Annotated in this window: 19 protein-coding genes; 5 read left to right on the plus strand and 14 right to left on the minus strand. The window is 68.8% G+C overall.

The window, feature by feature from the left end:
* Positions 1-26: 26 nt before the first annotated feature.
* Genes alc through AB0M24_RS30395 form a run of 6 tightly spaced genes read right to left on the minus strand, consistent with a single transcriptional unit; the run spans position 27 to position 6,623 of the window.
* The gene (alc, locus tag AB0M24_RS30370; RefSeq protein ID WP_363775420.1) at positions 27-1,019 is read right to left on the minus strand and encodes an allantoicase; all 993 of its coding nucleotides are present in this window, start codon (positions 1,017-1,019) and stop codon (positions 27-29) included.
* The gene (gene allB / locus AB0M24_RS30375; RefSeq protein ID WP_363775423.1) at positions 1,016-2,305 is read right to left on the minus strand and encodes an allantoinase AllB; all 1,290 of its coding nucleotides are present in this window, start codon (positions 2,303-2,305) and stop codon (positions 1,016-1,018) included. The genes alc and allB overlap by 4 nt, the downstream gene beginning before the upstream one ends.
* Positions 2,306-2,310: 5 nt before the next feature.
* Positions 2,311-3,309, minus strand: a complete 999-nt coding sequence (locus AB0M24_RS30380; protein ID WP_363775426.1) for a glycerate kinase — start codon at positions 3,307-3,309, stop codon at positions 2,311-2,313.
* Positions 3,306-5,018 carry a glyoxylate carboligase gene (gcl, locus tag AB0M24_RS30385; protein WP_363775429.1) on the minus strand — a complete coding sequence of 571 codons (1,713 nt, stop codon included), beginning with the start codon at positions 5,016-5,018 and terminating at the stop codon, positions 3,306-3,308. Before gcl ends, AB0M24_RS30380 begins: the two co-directional genes overlap by 4 nt.
* A gap of 4 nt (positions 5,019-5,022) precedes the next feature.
* Positions 5,023-5,880, minus strand: a complete 858-nt coding sequence (locus AB0M24_RS30390; protein WP_363775432.1) for an NAD(P)-binding domain-containing protein — start codon at positions 5,878-5,880, stop codon at positions 5,023-5,025.
* Entirely contained in the window at positions 5,877-6,623 is a 747-nt protein-coding gene (locus AB0M24_RS30395; protein ID WP_363775435.1) for a TIM barrel protein, read from the minus strand. The genes AB0M24_RS30390 and AB0M24_RS30395 overlap by 4 nt, the downstream gene beginning before the upstream one ends.
* Before the next feature lie 83 nt (positions 6,624-6,706).
* Here AB0M24_RS30395 and uraD point away from each other — a divergent pair, with 83 nt between their 5' ends.
* Together uraD and pucL are read left to right on the plus strand one after the other, a co-directional pair.
* Positions 6,707-7,228 carry a 2-oxo-4-hydroxy-4-carboxy-5-ureidoimidazoline decarboxylase gene (gene uraD / locus AB0M24_RS30400; RefSeq protein ID WP_363775438.1) on the plus strand — a complete coding sequence of 174 codons (522 nt, stop codon included), beginning with the start codon at positions 6,707-6,709 and terminating at the stop codon, positions 7,226-7,228.
* A gap of 5 nt (positions 7,229-7,233) precedes the next feature.
* Positions 7,234-8,112: a factor-independent urate hydroxylase gene (gene pucL / locus AB0M24_RS30405; protein WP_363775441.1), complete on the plus strand. Its 879-nt coding sequence runs from the start codon at positions 7,234-7,236 to the stop codon at positions 8,110-8,112.
* Here pucL and AB0M24_RS30410 read toward each other — a convergent pair.
* The 4 genes from AB0M24_RS30410 to aceB form a co-directional block, all read right to left on the minus strand.
* A complete protein-coding gene (locus tag AB0M24_RS30410; RefSeq protein WP_363775444.1) occupies positions 8,039-9,328 on the minus strand; it encodes an FAD-dependent monooxygenase in 1,290 nt (429 codons plus the stop codon). The genes pucL and AB0M24_RS30410 overlap by 74 nt on opposite strands.
* A gap of 30 nt (positions 9,329-9,358) precedes the next feature.
* Positions 9,359-9,826 carry an Imm1 family immunity protein gene (locus AB0M24_RS30415; RefSeq protein ID WP_363775446.1) on the minus strand — a complete coding sequence of 156 codons (468 nt, stop codon included), beginning with the start codon at positions 9,824-9,826 and terminating at the stop codon, positions 9,359-9,361.
* A gap of 75 nt (positions 9,827-9,901) precedes the next feature.
* The gene (locus AB0M24_RS30420) at positions 9,902-11,071 is read right to left on the minus strand and encodes an aldolase (RefSeq protein WP_363775448.1); all 1,170 of its coding nucleotides are present in this window, start codon (positions 11,069-11,071) and stop codon (positions 9,902-9,904) included.
* Positions 11,071-12,555 (minus strand): malate synthase A, encoded by a 1,485-nt coding sequence (gene aceB, locus AB0M24_RS30425; RefSeq protein ID WP_363775451.1) that lies wholly within the window; start codon positions 12,553-12,555, stop codon positions 11,071-11,073. The genes AB0M24_RS30420 and aceB overlap by 1 nt, the downstream gene beginning before the upstream one ends.
* Positions 12,556-12,631: 76 nt before the next feature.
* Here aceB and AB0M24_RS30430 point away from each other — a divergent pair, with 76 nt between their 5' ends.
* Positions 12,632-13,378 (plus strand): IclR family transcriptional regulator, encoded by a 747-nt coding sequence (locus AB0M24_RS30430; RefSeq protein ID WP_363775453.1) that lies wholly within the window; start codon positions 12,632-12,634, stop codon positions 13,376-13,378.
* Here AB0M24_RS30430 and AB0M24_RS30435 read toward each other — a convergent pair whose 3' ends face one another.
* Complete coding sequence (locus AB0M24_RS30435; protein WP_363775456.1) at positions 13,379-14,188, minus strand: LLM class flavin-dependent oxidoreductase; 810 nt, start codon at positions 14,186-14,188, stop codon at positions 13,379-13,381.
* Positions 14,185-15,345 (minus strand): MFS transporter, encoded by a 1,161-nt coding sequence (locus tag AB0M24_RS30440; protein WP_363775458.1) that lies wholly within the window; start codon positions 15,343-15,345, stop codon positions 14,185-14,187. The genes AB0M24_RS30435 and AB0M24_RS30440 overlap by 4 nt, the downstream gene beginning before the upstream one ends.
* Positions 15,346-15,428: 83 nt before the next feature.
* Here AB0M24_RS30440 and AB0M24_RS30445 point away from each other — a divergent pair, with 83 nt between their 5' ends.
* Entirely contained in the window at positions 15,429-16,316 is an 888-nt protein-coding gene (locus AB0M24_RS30445; RefSeq protein WP_363775461.1) for a LysR family transcriptional regulator, read from the plus strand.
* Here AB0M24_RS30445 and AB0M24_RS30450 read toward each other — a convergent pair.
* On the minus strand, positions 16,313-18,292 hold the full coding sequence (locus AB0M24_RS30450) for a tetratricopeptide repeat protein (RefSeq protein WP_363775464.1): 1,980 nt from the start codon (positions 18,290-18,292) through the stop codon (positions 16,313-16,315). The two genes, AB0M24_RS30445 and AB0M24_RS30450, sit on opposite strands and share 4 nt — an antisense overlap.
* A gap of 106 nt (positions 18,293-18,398) precedes the next feature.
* On the opposite strand from AB0M24_RS30450, the gene AB0M24_RS30455 reads away from it, so the two are divergent.
* Positions 18,399-19,556 (plus strand): hypothetical protein, encoded by a 1,158-nt coding sequence (locus AB0M24_RS30455; RefSeq protein ID WP_363775466.1) that lies wholly within the window; start codon positions 18,399-18,401, stop codon positions 19,554-19,556.
* Here the strand turns inward: AB0M24_RS30455 and ftsY are convergent.
* Positions 19,553-20,800 (minus strand): signal recognition particle-docking protein FtsY, encoded by a 1,248-nt coding sequence (ftsY, locus tag AB0M24_RS30460; protein ID WP_363775469.1) that lies wholly within the window; start codon positions 20,798-20,800, stop codon positions 19,553-19,555. The genes AB0M24_RS30455 and ftsY overlap by 4 nt on opposite strands.
* Between the last annotated feature and the right edge of the window lie 75 nt (positions 20,801-20,875).

The raw sequence follows: 20,875 nt of genomic DNA on the forward strand, positions 1-20,875 counted from the left end.
ATCAGCCTGTAGTCGGACAACCACGCCTAGCTACTACTTTTGGTCCACAACGATCGTAGGTGTGCTGCACCATCGTTCGTAGGGGTTCCTAGAACGCGCAGTCTCGCCATACCGCCGTCGGGGTAGATGTCGAGCCGCACCTGCGTCGCCTCGACCGAGTCCACGACGAACCGGTGCCGCGTGTCGGGCTGCAGCCGGGTGCGCGGCAGGACGTCGAACCAGGTGTCCGGGTCCGTGCGCTCGTCGCAGCCGCGCACCGACGCCCAGCCCGGCGCGTTGCCCTTGAAGTGGCTGGTGTCGAGCTCGACCAGCTGCACCACACCGGGTGCGGCGAGCCGGAGGGACACCCAGTCGTTGCCGTCGTCCCTGCGCCGCGCGGTTTCCCAGCCCTCGCCCATCACCGTGGCCTGTCCTGGCGAGATCAGGTTGTTGGGCGAGCTGTAGAACATGTTGCTGCAGCCCGTGACGACCGCGCCGTTCTCCAGTGCGGCCAAGTCGATGCCGCCGACGAGCAGCCGCGGGTCCGCGACCGGTTCGCCGTGCACGCGCAGCCTCGCGACGCCGCCGTCCGGGTCGATGGTGAGCCGGACGTGCGTGACACGGCGCCCTTCGGCCACGTCGAAGTAGTGCTTCTCGTCGCCCTTCAACGCCGACCGTTCGACCAGCGGGAACCACTCGGTGATCTCGTCCGCGGTCGGGTAACCGTCGACCTGCGCGCCCTCGACCCAGCAGAACGGCGGGTAGTTGCCCTTGAAGAACGCCGTGTCCACCACGACTCCACGCACCACACCGGGCATGCCGAGCCTGATCACCGCCTGGTCCACGCCGGGCTCACGACGACGGCGCGTCTCCCAGCCGTCGTAGATCTGTCCTTTGTGGCCGAAGGTGTAGGTCTGGTAGACCGGCTCGGCGGGCTTGATCAGGTTCTCCCGCTCGGCGAACAGCTCGTCGTTCGCCCACACCACACCACCCCCGACCGCGCGCGACGCGAGATCGGGGAGCCGGGTCCACTCGGTCATGCTTCTCCTCTTCTGAGCAACTTGCCTTGCGTCGTACCGATTTCCTTACCGCGCAACCACGTCTGGCGGACCACGCCGAACAGTTCCCGTCCGTGATAGGGCGTCACGGGGTTGCGGTGGTGGAGCGCGTTCTTGTCCACCACGAACTTCTGCTCCGGCGCGAACACCACGAGATCGGCGTCCTTGCCGACCTCGATCGCGCCCTTGGTCTCCAGCCCCACCTGGCGGGCGGGGTGCGTCGCCATCCAGCGGACGACGTCGGTGAGGTGGAAGTCGCGGGCACGCGCGCCCGTCCACACCGCGGGCAGGCCGAGCTGCAACGACGCGATGCCGCCCCACGCCGTCGCGAAGTCGCCGGCCTTCAGCTCGACCGTGCTCGGCGAGTGATCACTGACGACCAGGTCGATGAGGCCTTCGCGCAGCCCCCACCACAGCGTTTCGCGGTTCTCCGCCTCGCGGATCGGCGGGCAGCACTTGAACTCCGTCTCCCCGTCGTGGATCTCCTCCGCCGTGAACGTGAGGTAGTGCGGGCAGGTCTCCGCGGTGATCGGCAGGCTCTCCCGTTTCGCCGCTTCCAGGATCGAGAGGGCGTCCGACGACGACAGGTGCAGGATGTGGGTTCGTGCACCGGTTTTGCGGGTCAGCTCGACAACATCGCTGATCGCCCGGTTCTCGGCTTCGCGCGGCCGTGACGCGAGGAAGCCCGCGTAGTCCGGCTCCGACTCACGAACCGTGTGCGCGTCCTCGGCGTGCACGATCGTCAACGCGTCGAGCGTCGCCAACTCCCGTAGCGCGGCTTCGAGCTCGTCCTTGGACACGGCCGGGAACTCGTCCACGCCCGAGTGGATCAGGAAGCACTTGAAGCCGAAGACTCCGGCCTCGTGCAGCGGCTTCAGGTCGGCGAGGTTGCCGGGGATGATCCCGCCCCAGAACCCGACGTCGACGCTGACGTTGGCCGCCGCCTTCCGCTTGATCTCCAAAGCAGCTGTCTCGACCGTCGGCGGGATGCTGTTCAACGGCATGTCGATGATCGTCGTGACGCCACCGGCGGCGGCCGCGCGAGTCGCCGTCTCGAACCCCTCCCACTCGCTGCGGCCCGGGTCGTTGACGTGCACGTGCGTGTCGACCAAGCCGGGTAGCAGCACCTCGTCGTCAGCGAGGTGCACCACGTTCGGCGACTCGATGAACGACTCGACGGCGACGATCCTGCCGTCGACGACACCGACGTCAGCCGCGATCTCGCCCATGGGGGTGATGACCCTGCGGGCGCGGAAGACCAGGTCCATGTCCCTCACTCTGACACCCAGTCGCGGGCGATGCGACCGCCGAGAACGCCCAGCAGCGAATCTGCCTGGGCCATGCACCGCGTCACGTCCGGCTCGATGTCCAGCAACGCGTAGGCGGCCTTGAGCCCGAGCTCACCGGGTGCGACCGAGCACTGGCCGGCCACCGCGACCACCGGGACGTCACCCGAGGCCCTGACCACGCCGAACGGTGCCTTGCCGTGCCGGGTCTGCGCGTCCAGTGATCCTTCGCCTGTGATCACCAGACGCGCGTCCGCGACCGCGTCGGCGAACCCGACCAGCTCCAGCACGACCTCGATGCCGGGCCGGAACCTCGCACCCAGCACGGCCAGCGCGGCGAACCCGATGCCACCCGCCGCACCCGCTCCCGGCCGTGCCGCGTGCTCCAGGCCTACCCGCGACGCGAAGGCCTCCAACCTGGCTTCGAGGATCTCGACCTGTTCGGGTGAAGCACCCTTCTGCGGCCCGTAGACGGCAGCGGCGCCCGTGGGACCCAGCAGCGGGTTGTCCACGTCCGACGCCAGCACCAGGTCGACGCCGGAGAACGACGCCTTGGCCAGGGCTTCCAGCATCCCCGCGCCGCCGTCCGTGCACGCGCTGCCGCCGAGCCCGAGCACGATCGTGGTGCAGCCGATGTCCAACGCGGCCTTCAGCAGCTCACCGACGCCGTAGCTGGTGGCTTCGAGGGGCGCGGGCCGGTCGAGCAACGTCAGCCCGGCCGCTGCGGCCACCTCGACCACGGCGGTCGTGCCCTTGACGGCGAAGGACGCGGGCACCGGCTTGCCGACCGGGCCGGTGACCCAGCGCCCCACCTTCAGGAACCCGGCGGCGACGGCGGCGTCGACGGTGCCGTCGCCGCCGTCCGCCACCGGGAGGAGGCGCACGGCCACGTCCGGGGCCGCCTCCCGCAGGCCGCGCGCGACGGCGGCAGCGACCTGCGGGGCGGTGAGCGAACCCTTGAACTTGTCCGGCGCTACGACGATCACGGCAGCGGCTCGAACTCGCGCATGGCGGCGATGGACGTTCCGTTGGCGGTGTTGCCCTCGCGTTCGATCATGATCTCGACGAGCACCGGCCGTTGCGTGCGGTCGGCTTCCTTGCGCGCCCACTCCAGCGAGCCGCGGATCTCGCCCGGATCGGCCACGCGGATGCCCGAGCACCCGTAGGCCTCCATGATCTTGACGTTGTCCGAGCCTGTGGTGTCGTAGTGGATGTCGACCTCGTACTTCATGTCGTAGCCACCGTGGTCCTCGGCCATCCGGATCAGGCCGAGGTACTCGTTGTTCAGCATGATCAGCACGAACGGCACGTCGTACTGGGCGCCGACCGCGAGCTCCTCCACGAGGAACTGGAACGAGTAGTCGCCGACGATGCCGACGACCTCCGCGTCCGCCTGTGACTTTTTCAGGGCCTTCTTGACCCCGATGGCCGCCGGGATCTCCCAGCCGAGCGGGCCGGCCTGGCCGCACACCTGGTAGTGGCGCGGCTTGTGCGCCTTCTGGTGCTGGCCGGACCAGATCTGGTAGAGCCCGATGGCCGTGACGAAGTAGGTGTCCGGGCCGTAGAACTCGTTGATCTCCTTGAACACCCGCGGTGCCTTGACCGGCACGGTGTCGAAGTCTTCTCGCCGCAGCAGTGTCCGCTTGAGCTCGGCGCAGCGGTCGACCCACTCGCCCGCTGCCCGTGGGCCGTGCTGCTTCGCCTTGTCCAGCAGGGCCTTCAGGAACAGCTTGGTGTCCGCGACGATGCCGAGGTCCGGGCCGAACACCTTGCCGATCTGGGTCGGTTCGACGTCGACGTGGATGAACTTGCGGTCACCGCGGTAGGTGGCGAGGTCGCCGGTGTGGCGGTCGCCGAACCGCGCGCCCAGCGCCAGCACGAGGTCGGACTCCAGGAACGACGCGTTGCCGTAGCGCTGCGAGGTCTGGATGCCCGTCATGCCCGCGTAGAGCGGGTGGTCCTCGTCGATCGCGCCCTTGCCCATCAACGTGGCCTGGATCGGGATCTGCAGGAACTCAGCCAGGTCCAGCAGTTCGGTGGCCGCCTCGCCGAGGATGACACCGCCACCCGCGAGCAGCAGTGGGCGTTCGGCGGCCAGCAGCATCTCCAGCGCCCGTTCGACGCGTGCGTCACTCGGCGCGCTTTTCGGCACCGGCAACGGTTCGTCGATCGTGGAGTCCCATTCGATCTCCTGCTTCTGCACATCGATCGGCAGGTCGATCAGGACCGGACCCGGACGGCCTGACCGAGCGATCCGGAACGCCTCGCGGAAGATCCACGGCATCTGCGCGGCTTCCTTGACCTGCACCGCCCACTTGGTGACGGGCGCGGCGATCGAGACGATGTCGACGGCCTGGAACGCCTCCTGGTGCAGCTTGGAGACGGCGGCCTGGCCGGTGATGCACAGGATCGGCACGGAGTCGGCCTGCGCGGTGTACAGACCGGTGATCATGTTCGTGCCGGCCGGGCCCGAGGTGCCGATCGCGACGCCGACGTTGCCGGTCGTGCGCGACCAGCCGTCGGCCATGTGCGTGGCGCCCTCCTCGTGCCGGACGATGAGGTGCTCGATCGTGCCGTCCTGCTCCATCGCCTTGTACAGCGGGAGAATCGCGGCGCCGGGGCAGCCGAACACGGTGTCGATGCCCTCGGACTTGAGGACCTCGACGACCGCTTGCATGACTGGGATCTTCGGCATGTGTTCAGGCCCTTCCCGCGAGGTTCTCGATGACCTTGAGCAGCGCGGAGTGGTCGAGCGAGCCATAACCCTGCGCGCGTGCCGCCGCGACGAGTGCGGCGATCTGGTTGGTGACCGGCAACGCGACGTCGGCGGCGCGTGCCGCGTCCAGTGCGATGCCCATGTCCTTGTGGTGCAGGTCGATCCGGAAGCCGGGCTGGAACTCGCGCGCGATCATGGACTCGCGCTTGAGGTCGAGGATCCGGTTCGCGGCGAGACCACCCGCGAGCACGTCGAGGCCCGCCTTCGGGTCGACGCCGGACGCCTCCAGCAGCACGATCGCCTCCGCGACCAGCGCGTAGATGCCGCCGACCATCAGCTGGTTCGCGGCCTTCACGACCTGACCGGCGCCGTGCGGACCGACGTGCACGATCGTCTTGCCGACGATCTCCAGGAACGGCCTGGCCGCGGCGAAGTCCGCTTCGTTGCCGCCGACCATGATGCTCAAGCTGGCCTGGATCGCACCGGTCTGACCGCCGGACACGGGCGCGTCGAGCACGCGGACGTTGCTGAGTTTCCGCGCGATCTCGATCGACGTGGACGGGCGGATCGTGCTCATGTCGATCAGCAACGTGCCGTCGTCGAACGTCACCTCGTCGATCACGGCCTCGACCTGCGGGTGGTTCGGCAGCATCGTGATGACGACCTCGGCGCCACTCACGGCTTCCTGGGCGTTGGATGCCGCCTTGCCGCCGTCGGCGACGAGCTTCTCCAGGGATGCCGAGCTGAGGTCGAATCCCGTCACGTCGTGCCCGGCGGCTACGAGGTGGGCCGCCATCGGCGAGCCCATGATGCCGAGTCCGATGAAACCGATGCGGGTCATGCGTTGTCCCTCCAAGCGAAGGAGTGGGTGACGGGCTTGTACTCGGCGCCGACGAAGCCCGTGTAGCCGTTGGCGCGGAGCTTCGCGAGATGCCCGAAGAGGTCGAGATCGCCGGTGCCGGGCTCACCGCGTCCGGGAGCGTCGGCGATCTGCACGTGACCGATGCGGTCGACGTGGTCGGCGAGGAGGTCGAGGTCGTCGCCGTTCGTGGCGAGGTGGTAAAGGTCCGCGAGCAGCTTCACGTTGCCGCGGTCGATCTCGTCGATCAGGTCCAACGCCTGGTGGGCGGTCTTGATCGGGTACTGCGGCGCGCCGCTGAGCGGTTCGATCACGATCTGCGCGCCCGCCTCGGCCGCGACGTCGGCGGCGAAGCGGTAGTTGGAGACGGTCTGCGCGGTGGTCTCGAAGTTGCCGTGCAGCGCGTTGATGGTCCGGCAGCCGAGCCGCGCCGCGATGGCGGCCGTGATCTCGACGTTCGTCCGGAACTCGGTCTCGCGGCCGGGCCAGCTGGTGAGGCCGCGGTCGCCCGCCGGCATGTCGCCCGCGTAGAGGTTGAGGCCGACCAGGCGGACCTGCGCGTCCACGATCGCGCGTTCGAACGCCTCGATCTCGCGCGTCTCGGGTACGGCGTCCGCGAACGGCCACCAGATCTCGACCGCGTCGAACCCGGCGGCGCGTGAGGCAGCCGGACGCTCCAGCAACGGCAGCTCGGTGAAGAGCATGGACAGGTTTGCGTCGAACATCTCTGGTCGTTCCTTCCACATTGCGGAAGTTCAATTTCGCTCTATGGAGACACTAGACATCTCACTTGGCCCGGGTCAAGAATGTGGAAGTTAGATTCCGCGATACAGAAACTTGGAGAGCCGTGGACAGCTTCAACAGCGCCCCGGAGGCCGAACTGCGACCTCTTCTCTCCGAGTGCCTCGCGGTACCCCGCTGGGTCGACGCGATAGTGGCGGGCAGGCCGTACGCGTCGATGGATGCTCTCCTCGCAGCTTCTTCCGTTGCTGCACAAGGACTTTCCGACGAGGAGGTGCTCGGCGCCATCGCCGGGCACCCGCGCATCGGCGAACGACAGAAGACAGGTGGGGTGTCGGCGAAGTGGTCGCGGTCCGAACAGTCCGGTGTGGACAGCTCCCAGGCTGATCGCCTGGCGGCTGCGAACGCCGCGTACGAGGATCGGTTCGGGCACATCTACCTGGTGTGCGCGACCGGCCTGAGCGGTGCGGAGATGCTCGACAACCTGTCCAGTCGCATGGACAACCCGCCGGATGTCGAGGTCCGCGTCGTCAACGACGAACTCGCGAAGATCGCCGCCTTGCGGCTGCAGAAGCTGATCGGGAGCTGAACAACATGGCCATCGTCCTGGGCCCCAACCAGTACGGGAAGGCGGAGAACCGCCTCGTCACGGTGTCGCGCAACGGTTCCGTGCACACGATCAAAGACCTGACCGTCAGCACCTCGCTCCGCGGAGACCTCGCCGACACGCACCTCACCGGCGACAACGCCAAGGTGCTCGCGACGGACACGCAGAAGAACACCGTGTACGCCTTCGCCAAGGAGGCGCCGGTCGGGGAGGTCGAGGACTTCGCCCTGCGCCTGGGCCGCCACTTCGTCTCCTCGCAGGAGGCGATCTCGGGCGCGCGGATTCTCGTCGACGAGCACTCGTGGGACCGGATCGACGGCCACGACCACTCGTTCGTGCAGGGGTCGAACGAGAAGCGCACCACGGCCGTGACGATCGAGGGCTCACAGGCGTGGGTCGTGTCGGGCGTGCGCGACCTGGTGGTGCTGAAGTCGACCGGGTCGGAGTTCCACGGGTACCCGAAGGACCCGTACACGACTCTCAAGGAGACGAACGACCGGATCCTGGCGACGTCGGTGACGGCGCGCTGGCGTTACGTCGGCACCGACGTCGACTGGGCCAAGTCGTTCACCGAGATCCGGTCGATCATGCTGAAGACGTTCGCGGACAAGCACTCCCTGTCGTTGCAGCAGACGCTGTACGCGATGGGCGAGGCTGTTCTGAACGCACGTCCCGAGGTCGCCGAGGTACGGCTCTCCATGCCGAACAAGCACCACTTCCTCGTCGACCTCAGCGCGTTCGATCTGGAGAACGACAACGAGGTCTTCTACGCCGCCGACCGCCCGTACGGGCTCATCGAGGGCTCGATCCTCCGGGACGACGCTCCGGACGCGGGTCTTGCCTGGAGTACTTTGCCAACCTTCTGAACACCACCGGGTTCATGAGCGAGGCAGGCGTCGCCTTCATGTGCACCACCCGGACGAAGCGCCGGAACAGGTCGGGGTCGTGCACGATCCCGGCCTGCCACTTCTTCATGAACCAGCCGAGCAGCCGCTGAGCCGTCCCCGGCTCGTCGTCGGTCCACCCCCGGTCCGCACCGCTCGACATCGCCCACGCCTCAGCCGCCACCTTCGCGACCTTCTTCTGAAACGCGTGACACCCGCGCGCGCTGAAGTCCGTGTGCCCGCGGAACAGCAACGACTCCAAGGCCGCCACCGTCATCCCCTGCCCGTACACGGGGTTGAACGAACAGGCGGAGTCACCAACAGCCACCAACCCGCCTGGCCAGTCGCGCACGCTCTCGTACCCGCTGCGTCTGCTGGCCGTCCGCGCGAACAGGTAGATCGGCGTCAACGGCTCGGCGTCGGCCAGCATCTCGGCGAGCGGCCCTCGCAGTGACGCCAGAAACCTGTCGTACTCCTCAGGATCACGCGACGGGTGGTCCCCGGCCGCTCCCTGAGCCGTGACCATCAACCGGCCACCTTCGATGCGCATCACCGCGCACCCGCGCGGGTGGTCGGGCGCCCCGGCCAGCTCCGCGATCACCACCGGGAAGTCCTCGGGTGCCGTGTAGAGTCGCGTCGCGTACCCGGTCCGCGAGTCCACCACGACGGGTTCGGGGACGGCCACACCAGCATCGGACAGCCAGGTCGTGAGCTTCGACGCCCGCCCGGACGCGTCCACCACCAGATCCGCGTCGACCCGCCCGTCCCTGGTGACCACACCGTCCACAGTGGATCCGCTGAACGACAGTCCGGTGACGTGCACACCGTCCACGATCTTCGCGGTGACCCGCCGCCTGATGTGCGTCTCCAGCAACGGCCGGCTGACCGTCAGCAACGGCAACCCGGTGTCCGCCTTGGCGAGCCAGCCGACCGAGTTGAGCAGCTGTGCCTCACCCGCGTCGGTGAGGTGCGCTCCGGCCTCGACGAGCTCGGCGCGCAGGCCCGGGAACAGCTCCTCCAGGATCTCGCCGCCGCGCACGAGCAACCCGTGCACGTGCCTGCCCTGCGGCACACCCGAGCGGTACTCGGGTTCGTCGGACAGCTTGTCCCGTTCCAGGACAACGACATCATGAGACTCGCTCAGCACGTGGGCAGCCAGCAAGCCGGCGATTCCCCCACCGATCACCACGGCCTTCATGAGGCCATTGAACCAGCGTCGCGCTGAGAGTCAGCGGTTTTCCGTGCCCCGCAGGGACATCTGCTGGTCGCGCCACGAGTGGAACAGATCCGCCTCGCAGTACCAGTCCACGCCGGTCGGCCGCTCGCCGGTCGTCATGAACTCGATCAGCAGCTGCCGGTACAACGGAAGCGGCACACCGACCCCGGGTGGGAAGTCGGTGTACTTCTCGTTGACGTACGGCGCTTCCTCCGAGCCCTTCGGCCAGCCCATGAACGCGTTGTCGACGTAGTACATGTAGCCCCAGCCGCCCCGCACGGCGAGCACCACGTTGTGGTCCGGGTCGCCCTCGGCGGTGAGAGCCCTGCCGAAGTGGTCGAGCGATCCGTCGTTGCACTCCGGCCTGCCGAGCAGGCCGATCAACGTGTCCACATCCGCCTCGCACGCGACGACCTGGTACTTGTGCTCCGCCGCGTCGAGGTCGGGTAGCCCGGTCCAGAGGCCGGCACGCATGCTCATGCGAGCCACCCTGCACCCATTGCCGGGAACATTCGACACCCATTGACAGAACCACACGAACGGGTGATGACCCGGTCAGCCCGATCGTGCGACGAGGCCCCTCAACGCTGACTCATCCAGACCCGTCGCGACCTGCACTTCCACCGGATCGAGCGCACCGCAGTCCACCGCTCGGAGGAAGAAGGACGACAGCGCCTGAGCGGTCGCGGGTTCGTCCAGCACCCCTCCTGAGACGCGCTGCACATAGGACTTCAGGCGCCCCGCGTCGGCGTCCAAACCCTCGCGGTAGAAGGCGTAAACAGCCGCATAACGTGTCACCAACTGTGCCGGGTGCAGATCCCAACCCTGGTAGAAACCGTGCTCCAGTGATCGTCGCGTGAGCCGGTAGTGCGTGTCCCACCCGTGCTTCTTCTGATCACCCACGGGCAGCACGTTGGTGGACCCGTCGGACAACCGCACCCCGGTCCCAGCAGCGGAAACCTGCATGACGTGCCGCGCGAAGTCGCACGCCCCGTGCGCCAGGTGCTGCTGCGCCGCGGACAACCCGCAGCCCGCCGTGTAGTCGTAGGTCCCGAAGTGCAGACCTGTCACCCTGCCCTTGCCCGCCTTGATGAACCGCGGGATCGCGAGCCGTCCCTTGTGATCCACAATGGACTGGGTCGTCTCGACCTGGATCTCGAACTTCAGCTCCTTGCCGAAGAGATCCAGAACGTCGCCGAACACGTCGACCTGGTGGACTGATGTCACTTTGGGAAAAGTGATGACGAAACCTGGCGGAACCTCTCCCAGTGCTGTCAGGAAGATGTCCAACGTGCGCAGCCCGCGCTCCCGCAACGCCTTGGTGTCGAACGACTTGATCCGCAGCCCTATCGACGGCGGCGCGGACCCCTCCTCCAGCCACCGGGCCACGAGATGCGCGGTGCTCTCGGCGTCCATGTCCTCGACGTCGTCCTCGGGCGCGCCGTAGCCGTCCTCGAAGTCGATCCGCAGGTCCTCGATCGGCTCCCGGACGAGCTTGGCCCGCACCCGGTCGAGCACACCCTCCGGCAGCGATGGCAGCAGGTCGGGCTCGATCGACTCCAGCGCCTCGCGGCCCCAGTCCTTCACGGTGGTCGCGATGATCCGACCGGCGGGCACGTAGCACGTGTGCACGGGCTGACGCCCCACCGGCCAGCTGCGCTCCACAGTGGACAGCCGAGCGGTCAGCCGCTCGACGTCCTCCGGCGACAGCGACGTCTCGTACATCAGATGCGCTCGTACGCCGGCAGCGTGAGGAAGTCGACGAAGTCCTCGGACAACGCCACCTGCTCGAACAGCTCAAGAGCAGCCGGCACATGCGGACCTTCGACGTCCTTGCCCACGCGCGCAAGGATTTCCCGCACGGCGTCCGGGGTCACCTGCGTGCCGTCGTCGAGCACGACCTTGTTGTTGATCCACTGCCAGATCTGCGAGCGGCTGATCTCCGCGGTGGCCGCGTCCTCCATGAGGTTGTGGATGGCCGCCGCACCGTTGCCGCCGAGCCAGGACGCGATGTACCGCACGCCGACGTCGACGGCGGACTCCAGCCCGGCCCGCGTGGCCGCGCCACCCGCGGACTTGAAGTCCAGCAGCTGCTCGGCTTTCACGTCGACCTCGGGCCGCTGCTTGTCGATCTGGTTCGCCTTGTCCCCGAGCACGCCGTCGAAGATCTCGCGGCAGATCGGCACCAGGTCCGGGTGCGCCACCCACGACCCGTCGAAGCCGTCGGTCGCCTCGCGCGTCTTGTCCTCGCGGACCTTGCGCAGCGCGTTCTCGGTGACCTCGGGATCGCGCCGGTTCGGGATGAACGCCGCCATGCCACCCATCGCGAACGCCCCGCGCTTGTGGCACGTCTTCACGAGGAGCTCGGTGTACGCGCGCATGAACGGCGCAGTCATCGTCACGCTGTTGCGGTCCGGCAGCACGTAGTCGGCGCCCGCGTCGCGGAAGTACTTGATGACGCTGAACAGGTAGTCCCAGCGGCCGGCGTTGAGCCCGGACGCGTGGTCGCGCAGCTCGTAGAGGATCTCCTCCATCTGGAACGCGGCCGGGATCGTCTCGATCAGCACCGTGGCGCGGATCGTGCCGTGCGGAACGCCCTTCAGCTGCTGCGCCGTGGTGAACACGTCGTTCCACAGCCGCGCTTCGAGGTGCGACTCCATCTTCGGCAGGTAGTAGTACGGCCGCCCGAGCTCGGCGTTGTGGAAGAAGTGCAGCCCGAAGTCGACGAGCGCGCCGACCGCCTTGCGACCGCCGAACTCGAGGTTCCGCTCGTCGAGGTGCCATCCGCGAGGCCTGACCACGATCGTCGGGTACGGCCCGCCCTTGAGCTTGTACTCCTTGCCCTCCGGCGAGGTGTACTCGATCGTCTCGCGCGCCGCCTCGTACAGGTTCACCTGTCCCTGCACCACGTTGTCCCAGTGCGGCGTGTTCGCGTCCTCCAGGTCCGCGAGCCACACCTTCGCGCCGGAGTTGAGCGCGTTGATCGTCATCTTGCGCTCGGTCGGGCCGGTGATCTCGACGCGACGGTCCTTCAGCGCGTCGGGTGCTGAGGCCACCTGCCACTCGCCGTCGCGGATGTTCCGGGTCTCGGGCAAGAACCCGAGAGGGCGCCGCTCCTTGCGCAGGGCGAGCAGCTCGTCCCGGCGCGCAGCGTGCGCCTCGTGCAGCTTCGCGACGAACTCAAGAGCCTCTTCGGTGAGGACCTGCACCTGGATCCACCTCTCTCGGTTTTGCTGTGTGGACTATAGTTTCTGCATTGCGGAACAGCAATGAGAGGAGCCGCACGTGTCCACAGGTGGCGTGCAGTCCCTGCAAAGAGCCTTCGACCTGCTAGAACGCCTCGCCGACGCGGGCGGTGAAGCCTCCCTGTCCGAGCTGGCCACCACCTCCGGCCTCCCCCTCCCCACGATCCACCGGCTCATCCGCACCCTTGTCACGCTGGGCTATGTGCGCCAGAACAGCAACCGGCGCTACACCCTCGGCTCCCGCCTGATCCGGCTGGGCGAGACCGCGTCGCGCCAGTACGGGACGTGGGCGCGTCCGTTCCTCTCGCAGCTGGTCGACTCCGTGGAGGAGACGGCAAACCTCGCCGTGCTGGACGGCGACGAGGTCGTCTACGTCGCGCAGGTGCCCTCGAAGCACTCGATGCGGATGTTCACCGAGGTGGGCCGGCGGTTGTTGCCGCACGGAACCGGTGTGGGAAAGGCGATGCTGTCGCAGTTGCCGCGCGCCGAGGTCCGGTCGCTGCTGGATCGCACAGGCCTGCCCGCGTACACGCCGAACACGATCACGGACGCTGCCGGGCTGCTCGACGAGCTGGACGAGATCCAGGAACGCGGCTATGCGCTCGACGAGTCCGAACAGGAGCTCGGCGTGCGGTGCATCGCGGTGCCGGTGATCGGCGGTCCGACGCTGGCCGCGGTGTCGGTGTCGGGACCGGAGGGCAGGCTCACGAAGGAAGCCGTGTCGCGGATCCTGCCGGAGGTGCTGGCGGTCGCGAAGAGGCTCGCGGACCAGGCCGCGACCGCCTGACTAAGCCGGGCCGTCGCGCAGCAGGCCGCGTACGTGGTCCAGCGTGTCGCCCGGCGAGACGTCGGTCAGCCACCAGGTCGCGCCCGCCGCCGCGTACGGCGCGGGGTCGGTGCCGGCGGGCAGTGCGACGGCGATGTCGTAGGGCGCCGTCGGGTCGTCGCGAAGATCGGTGATGGTGGCGGCGATCTCGGCGACCTGGTCCGGGTGTTCGAGGTTGACGGGGAAGAACCCGTCGTACCGGGCAGCACGCTGGATCGGCTTGCGGTTGCCCGGGAATCCCGCGACCCACACCGGCACGCCGGGTCGCTGGACCGGCCGGGGCAGGAACTCGATGCCGTCGACGGTGTAGTGCTCGCCGTGGTGGTGCACGGTTTCGCCGGACCACGCGGCGGTGAGGATCTCCAGGGACTCGTCGAGCATCCTGGCTCGCTGCCGGTCGTCGAGCGGTTCGCCGGTCTTCGACAGCTCGTTGCCGAACCGGTCGCTGCCCAGGCCGACGCCGAGGGTGAGACGGCCACCGCTGAGCCGGTCCAGCGTCGTGGTCTCCCTCGCGAGTTTCACCGGCCGCCGCCGGGCGAGCGGGGTGATCATCGGGCCGATCCGCAGGTGTTCGGTGGCGCAGGCGACCGCGGCCAGCGTGATCCACGGGTCCGCGACCTCCCGTACCGGTGCCTGCCAGCGCAGGTGGTCCCACACGAACAACCCGTGCCAGCCCGCCTCTTCCGCCTCGGCTGCCAGCCGCGCGACGACCACGGGTTCGGCGAGCTCGTCGAAGATCGGCAGCCAGAGCGCCGAACGCATCGTGGTCATGACAACACCTTCCGGGCGAGGAAGAGTGCCACCCCACCGATCGCACAGGCTGATCCGAGCACGGCCGGTCCGGCCAGGTCGAGCACCGCGGTTCCGGCCAGCGGGCCGAGCACCGCGCCGACGCTCCAGGTCGTCGACGCGAGACCCATGTAACCGCCGCGCAGGGCGGCCGGCGCGAGGTCGGCGAAGGTGTCGCCGAACCGGACGGCGATGCCGATCTGGCCGAGAGTCCAGATCAGGACCGATCCGGCGAAGGCAGCGCTGCCGTGGCTCACGGCGCCGAGCGCGGCACCGGCCCCGACCAGCAGCATCGAGACCGCCGACACCGCGCTGCCGTCGCGACCGGCGAGCAGCCTGACCGCCACCGGCTGGAGCGCCACGACGGCGATTCCGTTGAGGGCCAACACCATTCCGTACGTGGCGGGGCCGAGACCGTCGGCCGTCATCAGCAACGGCAACGTCGTGAACGTCTGCAGGAACACCGTGAAGTAGCCGACGTGCACCGCCAGCATCGCGATCATCCGCCGGTCTTTGAGCACCACGGGCAGCAGCGCCTGCCGCGTCCGCACCGACCCCGCCGGACGGGTTTCCGGCACCTGGCGCCAGACGATCAGCGCCGCGGCCAGCGAGGCCAGCACGTTGATCCAGAACAGCAACCCGTAGCCGTGTCCTGCCAGGATCCCCGCGGTCACCGTGGCGACGGAGAAGCCGAGATTGGCCGCCCAGTAGAGCAACCCGAACGCGCGGATCCGTTGCTGTGACGGCAGATCGGCCACCGCTGCCGATCCGGCGGGACGGTGCAGCTCGACGGTCAGCCCGACCGCGACGGCGGCCGCCCAGATCTCGGGCATCGAGTCCGCCGAGCCGAGCGCGGTGAGTGCGATCGCGGCGCCCACGAACCCCACCAGCATCGTGTTGCGCCGCCCGATCCGGTCTCCCAGCCAGCCACCGAGCACCTGGGATCCGATGTCGCCCGCGCCGACGGCCGCGACCACCGCGCCCGCCGTCGCCGGCGAGAGGTGCTGCGCCTGCGTCAGGTACAGCACCAGGAACGACCGCACCACACCCCCGGCCCTGCCGACGAAGTGCGTGGCGGCCAACGCCCAGACGAGGTTGGGCAGACCGAGCTGCGCGCGGGTCGTGATCGAGGTCGTCATGGCACTCACGCTAGGTCGGCATTTCCATCACGAAAAGCGATGACTTCCGATCGACTCAATCGCTTTCACTTATAGTTTTTGGTGTGGCGGACGTCGAACTGCGTTACCTGCGGGCCATGGTCGTGATCGCCGAGGAAGGCACGTTCGGCCAGGCGGCGGCCCGGCTCGGCTACACCCAGTCGTCGGTGAGCCAGCAGATCGCGGCGCTGGAGAAGACCGTCGGCGGCCCCGTCTTCGACCGGCCGGGCGGGCCGAGACCCGTCCGGATCACGCCGCTGGGCGAGGTGGTCCTGGCCCACGGTCGCGACCTGCTGCGCAGGGCGGACGCGCTGACCGACGCCGTCGACCGGTTTCTCGCAGGCCAAGGCCGGATCGACATCGGCACGTTCCAGGGCGTGTCCACGCTGATCCTCCCGGCCGTCATCCGCCGCCTGCTGGAGGAGCATCCCGGCTGCGACATCAGGCTGTCCGACGTGACACCGGAGGATCCGCGGATCGGGGACCTCGACCTGCTGTTCCACGACGGCCCGGTCGAAGGCGACGTCGAGCACGTCAAACTATTCGACGAGCAGTACTTCCTGGTGACAGGCGCGGGCACGTTCCCGGTGGGCCCGGTGCGGGCGAAACTGCTCGACGACGCCCCGATGATCGGCTGGCCGCTCACCTACCACCAGCGCTGGCTGGAACGGACGCTCGCCCGCGCCGGCGCACAACCGCGATTCGTCTTCCGCACCACCGGGCACGAGACCGTCCTGTCGATGGTGCGGGCGGGCATCGGCTGGGCGGTGCTGCCGTGGCTCGCCCTGAAGGCACACGACGCCTGGTCCGACGACCAACTCGGCATCCACCCGCTGAAGCCGGCACCCACGCGCGAGCTGTCCCTGTACTGGCCGGCCGGACGCACCGAGTCGCCACTCGCGCTCCGAACGAGGGAGATCGCCGTCGACGTGGCCCGCGACCTCGCCGTCTAGGCCCGCACCGGTACGCCCAGCTCCCGCATCCGCTCGGCGTACCGACGGTGCTGCCGGGCCGCCTCGCCGAGCCGTCCCGCCGCCCGCAGCGCGTCGATCAGCCGCAACGCCGTCCCCTCGTCGTACGGGTCGCGTTCCAGAACCCGCGACCACGCTCGCCGTGCACCGTCCACGTCGCCCTCGGCCGCACACACCCGACCAAGCGTGCGCATCACTTCCAGGTACCGGTTGAGCGTTTCATCGCGTAGTTCCTGGACAACCCGCAGCTCGGGTTCATCGCCCAGGACATCGCCCTCGTAAGCGTTTGCGGCGGCTTCGAGCAGCAGGCGCGTCTCGTCCGCACAGCCCGCCGCGGCCAGCTCCAGGAAGGTGTCCACGTCGACGAGCAGGGTTCGCGGGTCGTAGGCGATGCCCGACGGCCCGGCGATCACCGGCGGCGCGGTCCGGGTGGGGTCCAGCACCGCGCGCAGCACCGAGAGGGTGATCGACAGCCGGTTCGCGACGTCGCTCTCGCCGGGCCACAGCGTCTGCGCCAACTCCTCCCGCGACACCGGGCGGCCGCGCCGGACGATGAGGAGCTTGAGCAGATCGCGCGCCTTGCGGCTCTTCCACGCCGACGGCGGCAGTTCCTCGCCGTCGCGCACCACGGCGAACGACCCCAGCACCCGCACGCTCGTCCTGGCAGCGGTTCGCACAGCGAGTGATCGGGTGCCGGTCGACGGATCCACACCGAGCCCGCGCAGACGATGTTCTGCCAGGACACGAGCAGCCGCGGATCCCGCACGAGAAAGTGCGACCCGGGCCACGCCGATCTGGTCGCCGATGTCCGCGAACACACGCGCCGCATCCTCACCCGTGTCACCCGCGACAGAGGCCAGTTCCAGGGCATCGGCGAGCGCTGTCGGTGCGCGATGAACCCGAGCCAGCTCGATCGCCTGCGTGGCCCACGTGCGCGCTGCGGCTGGATCCGTTGCCACCACAGCCCATCCGGCAGCCGCGTGCGCCATCGCCGAGCTCAACCCGTCGGAGTGGGCAACGGCTCTGGCCGCGATCGTCGGAGCAAGCGGATCGCCAGTGGCCGCGAGCACCCGAGCGAGTCCGCACAACGCCGGTACCAGCGTCGGCGTGATGCCGGTTTCATCCGCCACCCGCACGGCTTCCTCGTAGGCGGCCCGCGCTTGCTGGAGATCACCGCGCAGTTCATGACACTCGCCGAGGCCCGCCAACGGGTACGCCACGATGCCCGACCCTGCCTGCTGCAACGTGAGGCACGCGGCCCGGAAGCCCTTGCGCGCATCGTCCAGCCGGCCACGGCGCAACAGAAGATCAGCGCGATTGTGCTGCGCCAGCCCCACCATCGCCGGATGCGCGCCCGGCAGGAGCTCCAGCGCGTCGTCGAGCTCGGCCAGCCCGCCGTCGAGGTCGCCTTCCTCCACCCGTTGCGACGCCCGGTTGGCGCGGATCCGCAACTGCTGGGTGCGATCGCCGGCGCGTTCGGCGGCAGAGAGGGCGAGGGCGTAGTGCCTGTCGTTCGCTCGCCGGTCGCCTTCAGCCGCAGCGACCAGGGCCCGCACCGTGTGAGCGGCCGCGAGCGCGCGCTGGTCTCCGGAGGCCCTCGCGAGTGCCAGTGCCGACTCCACCTGGTCGCGGCAAGGAGTGCCCTGCGCCCAGACGACGCTCGCTCCCCACGCGGCGAGCAGAGCCCGGTCACCTAGATCGCCCGATTCGTCGCCCGGAACCTTCGCGCGCAAGACCCGGTCGCCGACGTCCAGCCCAGCGGCGGCGTCCGGAACCCTCGCGAGCAAGACCCGGTCGCCGGCGTCCGGAACCCTCGCGAGCACCGCCCGCGCCGCGGCCATGTCGCCCTGCAGGTACAACACCATCACCAACGGCCAGGCCTGCGCCGCCGTGAGCGGCCCGAAGTCCTCCGTGACGCGGTAAGCCTCGTCGATGGCCGCCGGCCAGTCGGTGAGCATGGCGCACAGGATGCCTGACTCGTCCTGCCCCCTCACCCACAGGTGAGCGAAAGGTCACCGGCGATCATCGACGTGCTTTCCCTTGGCACGAAAGAATAGGACGACGATGAAACTGCTTTCGCTGGCGTTGACCGGAGCCATGGCTTTGAGCGTCACCGGTGTGTCCACTGCGGACACCCCGCGGACCGTGCGGGTCAGTGTGTCCACATTGGGCGGTCAGGCCGAGCCGACCCCCGCCCAGCTGGAGGAGCCGGGCGTCCACCGGATGCACTCGGACGAGATCTCCGTCAACGCCGACGGACGGTTCGCGGTCTTCACGTCGAACGCGGTGAACCTCGTGCCTGGCGACACGAACGGCACGAGCGATGTGTTCCTGCGGGATCTCACGGCGGGTGTGACCACGCGGATCGGCGGGTCCGGCTACAGCGGTCAGCCGTCGATCAGCGCCGACGGACGGTACGTGGCCTTCACCTCGTACGCCGACGATCTCGTCCCAGGCGACACGAACGAGAGACCGGACGTCTTCGTGCGCGACACGGTGGCGGGCACGACGACAAGAGCGAGCGTCTCGGCGACCGGCGCGCAGGACAGCGGCTCCAGCACCGACGGCGTGATCAGCGCCAACGGCAGGTTCGTCGCCTACGTGACCTACCGCTCGGAGCTGATCGACGACAACGGCCCGGTCTCGAACGTGGTCGTGAAGGACCTGGCCACGGGCACGCTCACCCGTGCCAGCGTGCCTGTGCAAGGTGGCCCGCTCGTCGACGACGGTTACGGGGTGCGGGATCTGGCGATCTCGGCTGACGGCGCTTCGGTCGCCTTCATCACCAAGGCGTCGAACCTCGTCGCCGGCGACACGAACAACGCCTACGACGTGTTCATCCGCAAACTGAACACCACGACGAGGGTGGAAGGTCCGGCCGACAAGCTCGCGTTGAGCGCGGACGGGCAGCACGTCGCCTACGAAGGGCGCAAGGGCGTGTTCGTGCGCGATCTCGCGGCCGGCACGACCAAGCTCGTGGACGCCGAGGGCCGCACGCCGTCGATCAGCGCGGACGGCAGCCGAGTGGCCTTCATGGCGGCCTTCACCATCGTCGTGCGCGATCTCGCCACCAACAAGACCACGGTCGTGAGCGGCGACGGCGACAGCATGGAACCGTCGATCAGCGGTGACGGCTCGTCCGTCGGGTTCAGCTCGTACGCGACCAACCTCGTGCCCGGAGACACCAACGGGCACAAGGACGTCTTCGTCCGCGTGCTCTAGCCAAGCAGAGCGTCCACAAAGGCCCCTGGCTCGAACGGAGCCAGGTGGTCGGCGCCCTCGCCGAGACCGACGAGCTTCACCGGCACGCCCAGCTCGCGCTGCACCTGGAACACGATGCCGCCCTTGGCCGTGCCGTCCAGCTTGGTCAGCACGATGCCGGTGATGTCGACCTGCTCGGCGAACACCCGTGCCTGTGTGAGGCCGTTCTGGCCCGTGGTGGCGTCCAGCACGAGCAGCACCTCGTCGACCACGGCCTGCTTCTCGACCACGCGCTTGACCTTGCCGAGCTCGTCCATGAGCCCGACCTTGGTGTGCAGACGGCCGGCCGTGTCGATCAGCACCGTGTCCACGCCCGCGTCCATGCCGCGCTTCACCGCGTCGAACGCCACAGAAGCCGGGTCGCCACCCTCAGGCCCGCGCACGGTCTCCGCGCCGACCCGCTTGCCCCAGGTCTCCAACTGGTCGGCAGCGGCGGCGCGGAACGTGTCCGCGGCCCCCAGCAGCACGGTGCGGCCGTCAGCCACGAGCACGCGGGCGAGCTTGCCCGTGGTGGTCGTCTTGCCGACGCCGTTGACGCCGACCACCAGCAGCACGGCGGGCTTGCCGGAGTGCGGCAGCGCCTTCAGCGACCGGTCCATCGACGGGTGCAGCGCGTCGACCAGCACGGACCGCAGCAGCGCCTGCGCCTCGGTCTCGGTCCGCACCGCGGAACCGGCGATCTTCGCGCGGAGCGTGTCGACGATCTCGGTGGTGGTGGCCGCGCCCAGGTCCGCGATCAGCAGCGTGTCCTCGACGTCCTGCCACGAGTCCTCGTCGAGGTCGCCGGCGCCCAGCAGGCCCAGCAGCGACGAACCGAAGGCGTTGCGCGACTTCGAGAGCTTGCCGCGCAACCGCTCCAGGCGGCCCGCGGTCGGCTCGATCTCCTCGACCTCGGAGGACTCCTCGGGGAGGTCGACCTCCACGAACCCGCGCTTCACCGAGTCGCGCGGCTCCGAGGCGTCGTCACCGACACCTGGCTGGCCGTCGACCTCGGGCCGGTCCGCGACGGGATGCTCGACCGGTTCCGGCTTGGCAGGAGCCAGCGAGATCCCGGACGAGGCCTCGTACCCGCCGGGCTTCGGCGCCTCCTCCTTCTGGGTCAGGCTGATGCGACGACGACGCGTCAGCACCACACCGGTCACCAGCGCGGCGATCAGCACGACCGCCACGACGACGAGGATCAGGACAAGGGAAGACGTCGACACGGGACTCATGGTTTCACAGGCCGTCATGTGACCCATCAACCATCTATTGCTCATTTAGGCGAAGATTTCACCAAA

The sequence above is a fragment of the Lentzea sp. NPDC051838 genome (assembly GCF_040681245.1).
Lineage (GTDB): Bacteria > Actinomycetota > Actinomycetes > Mycobacteriales > Pseudonocardiaceae > Lentzea.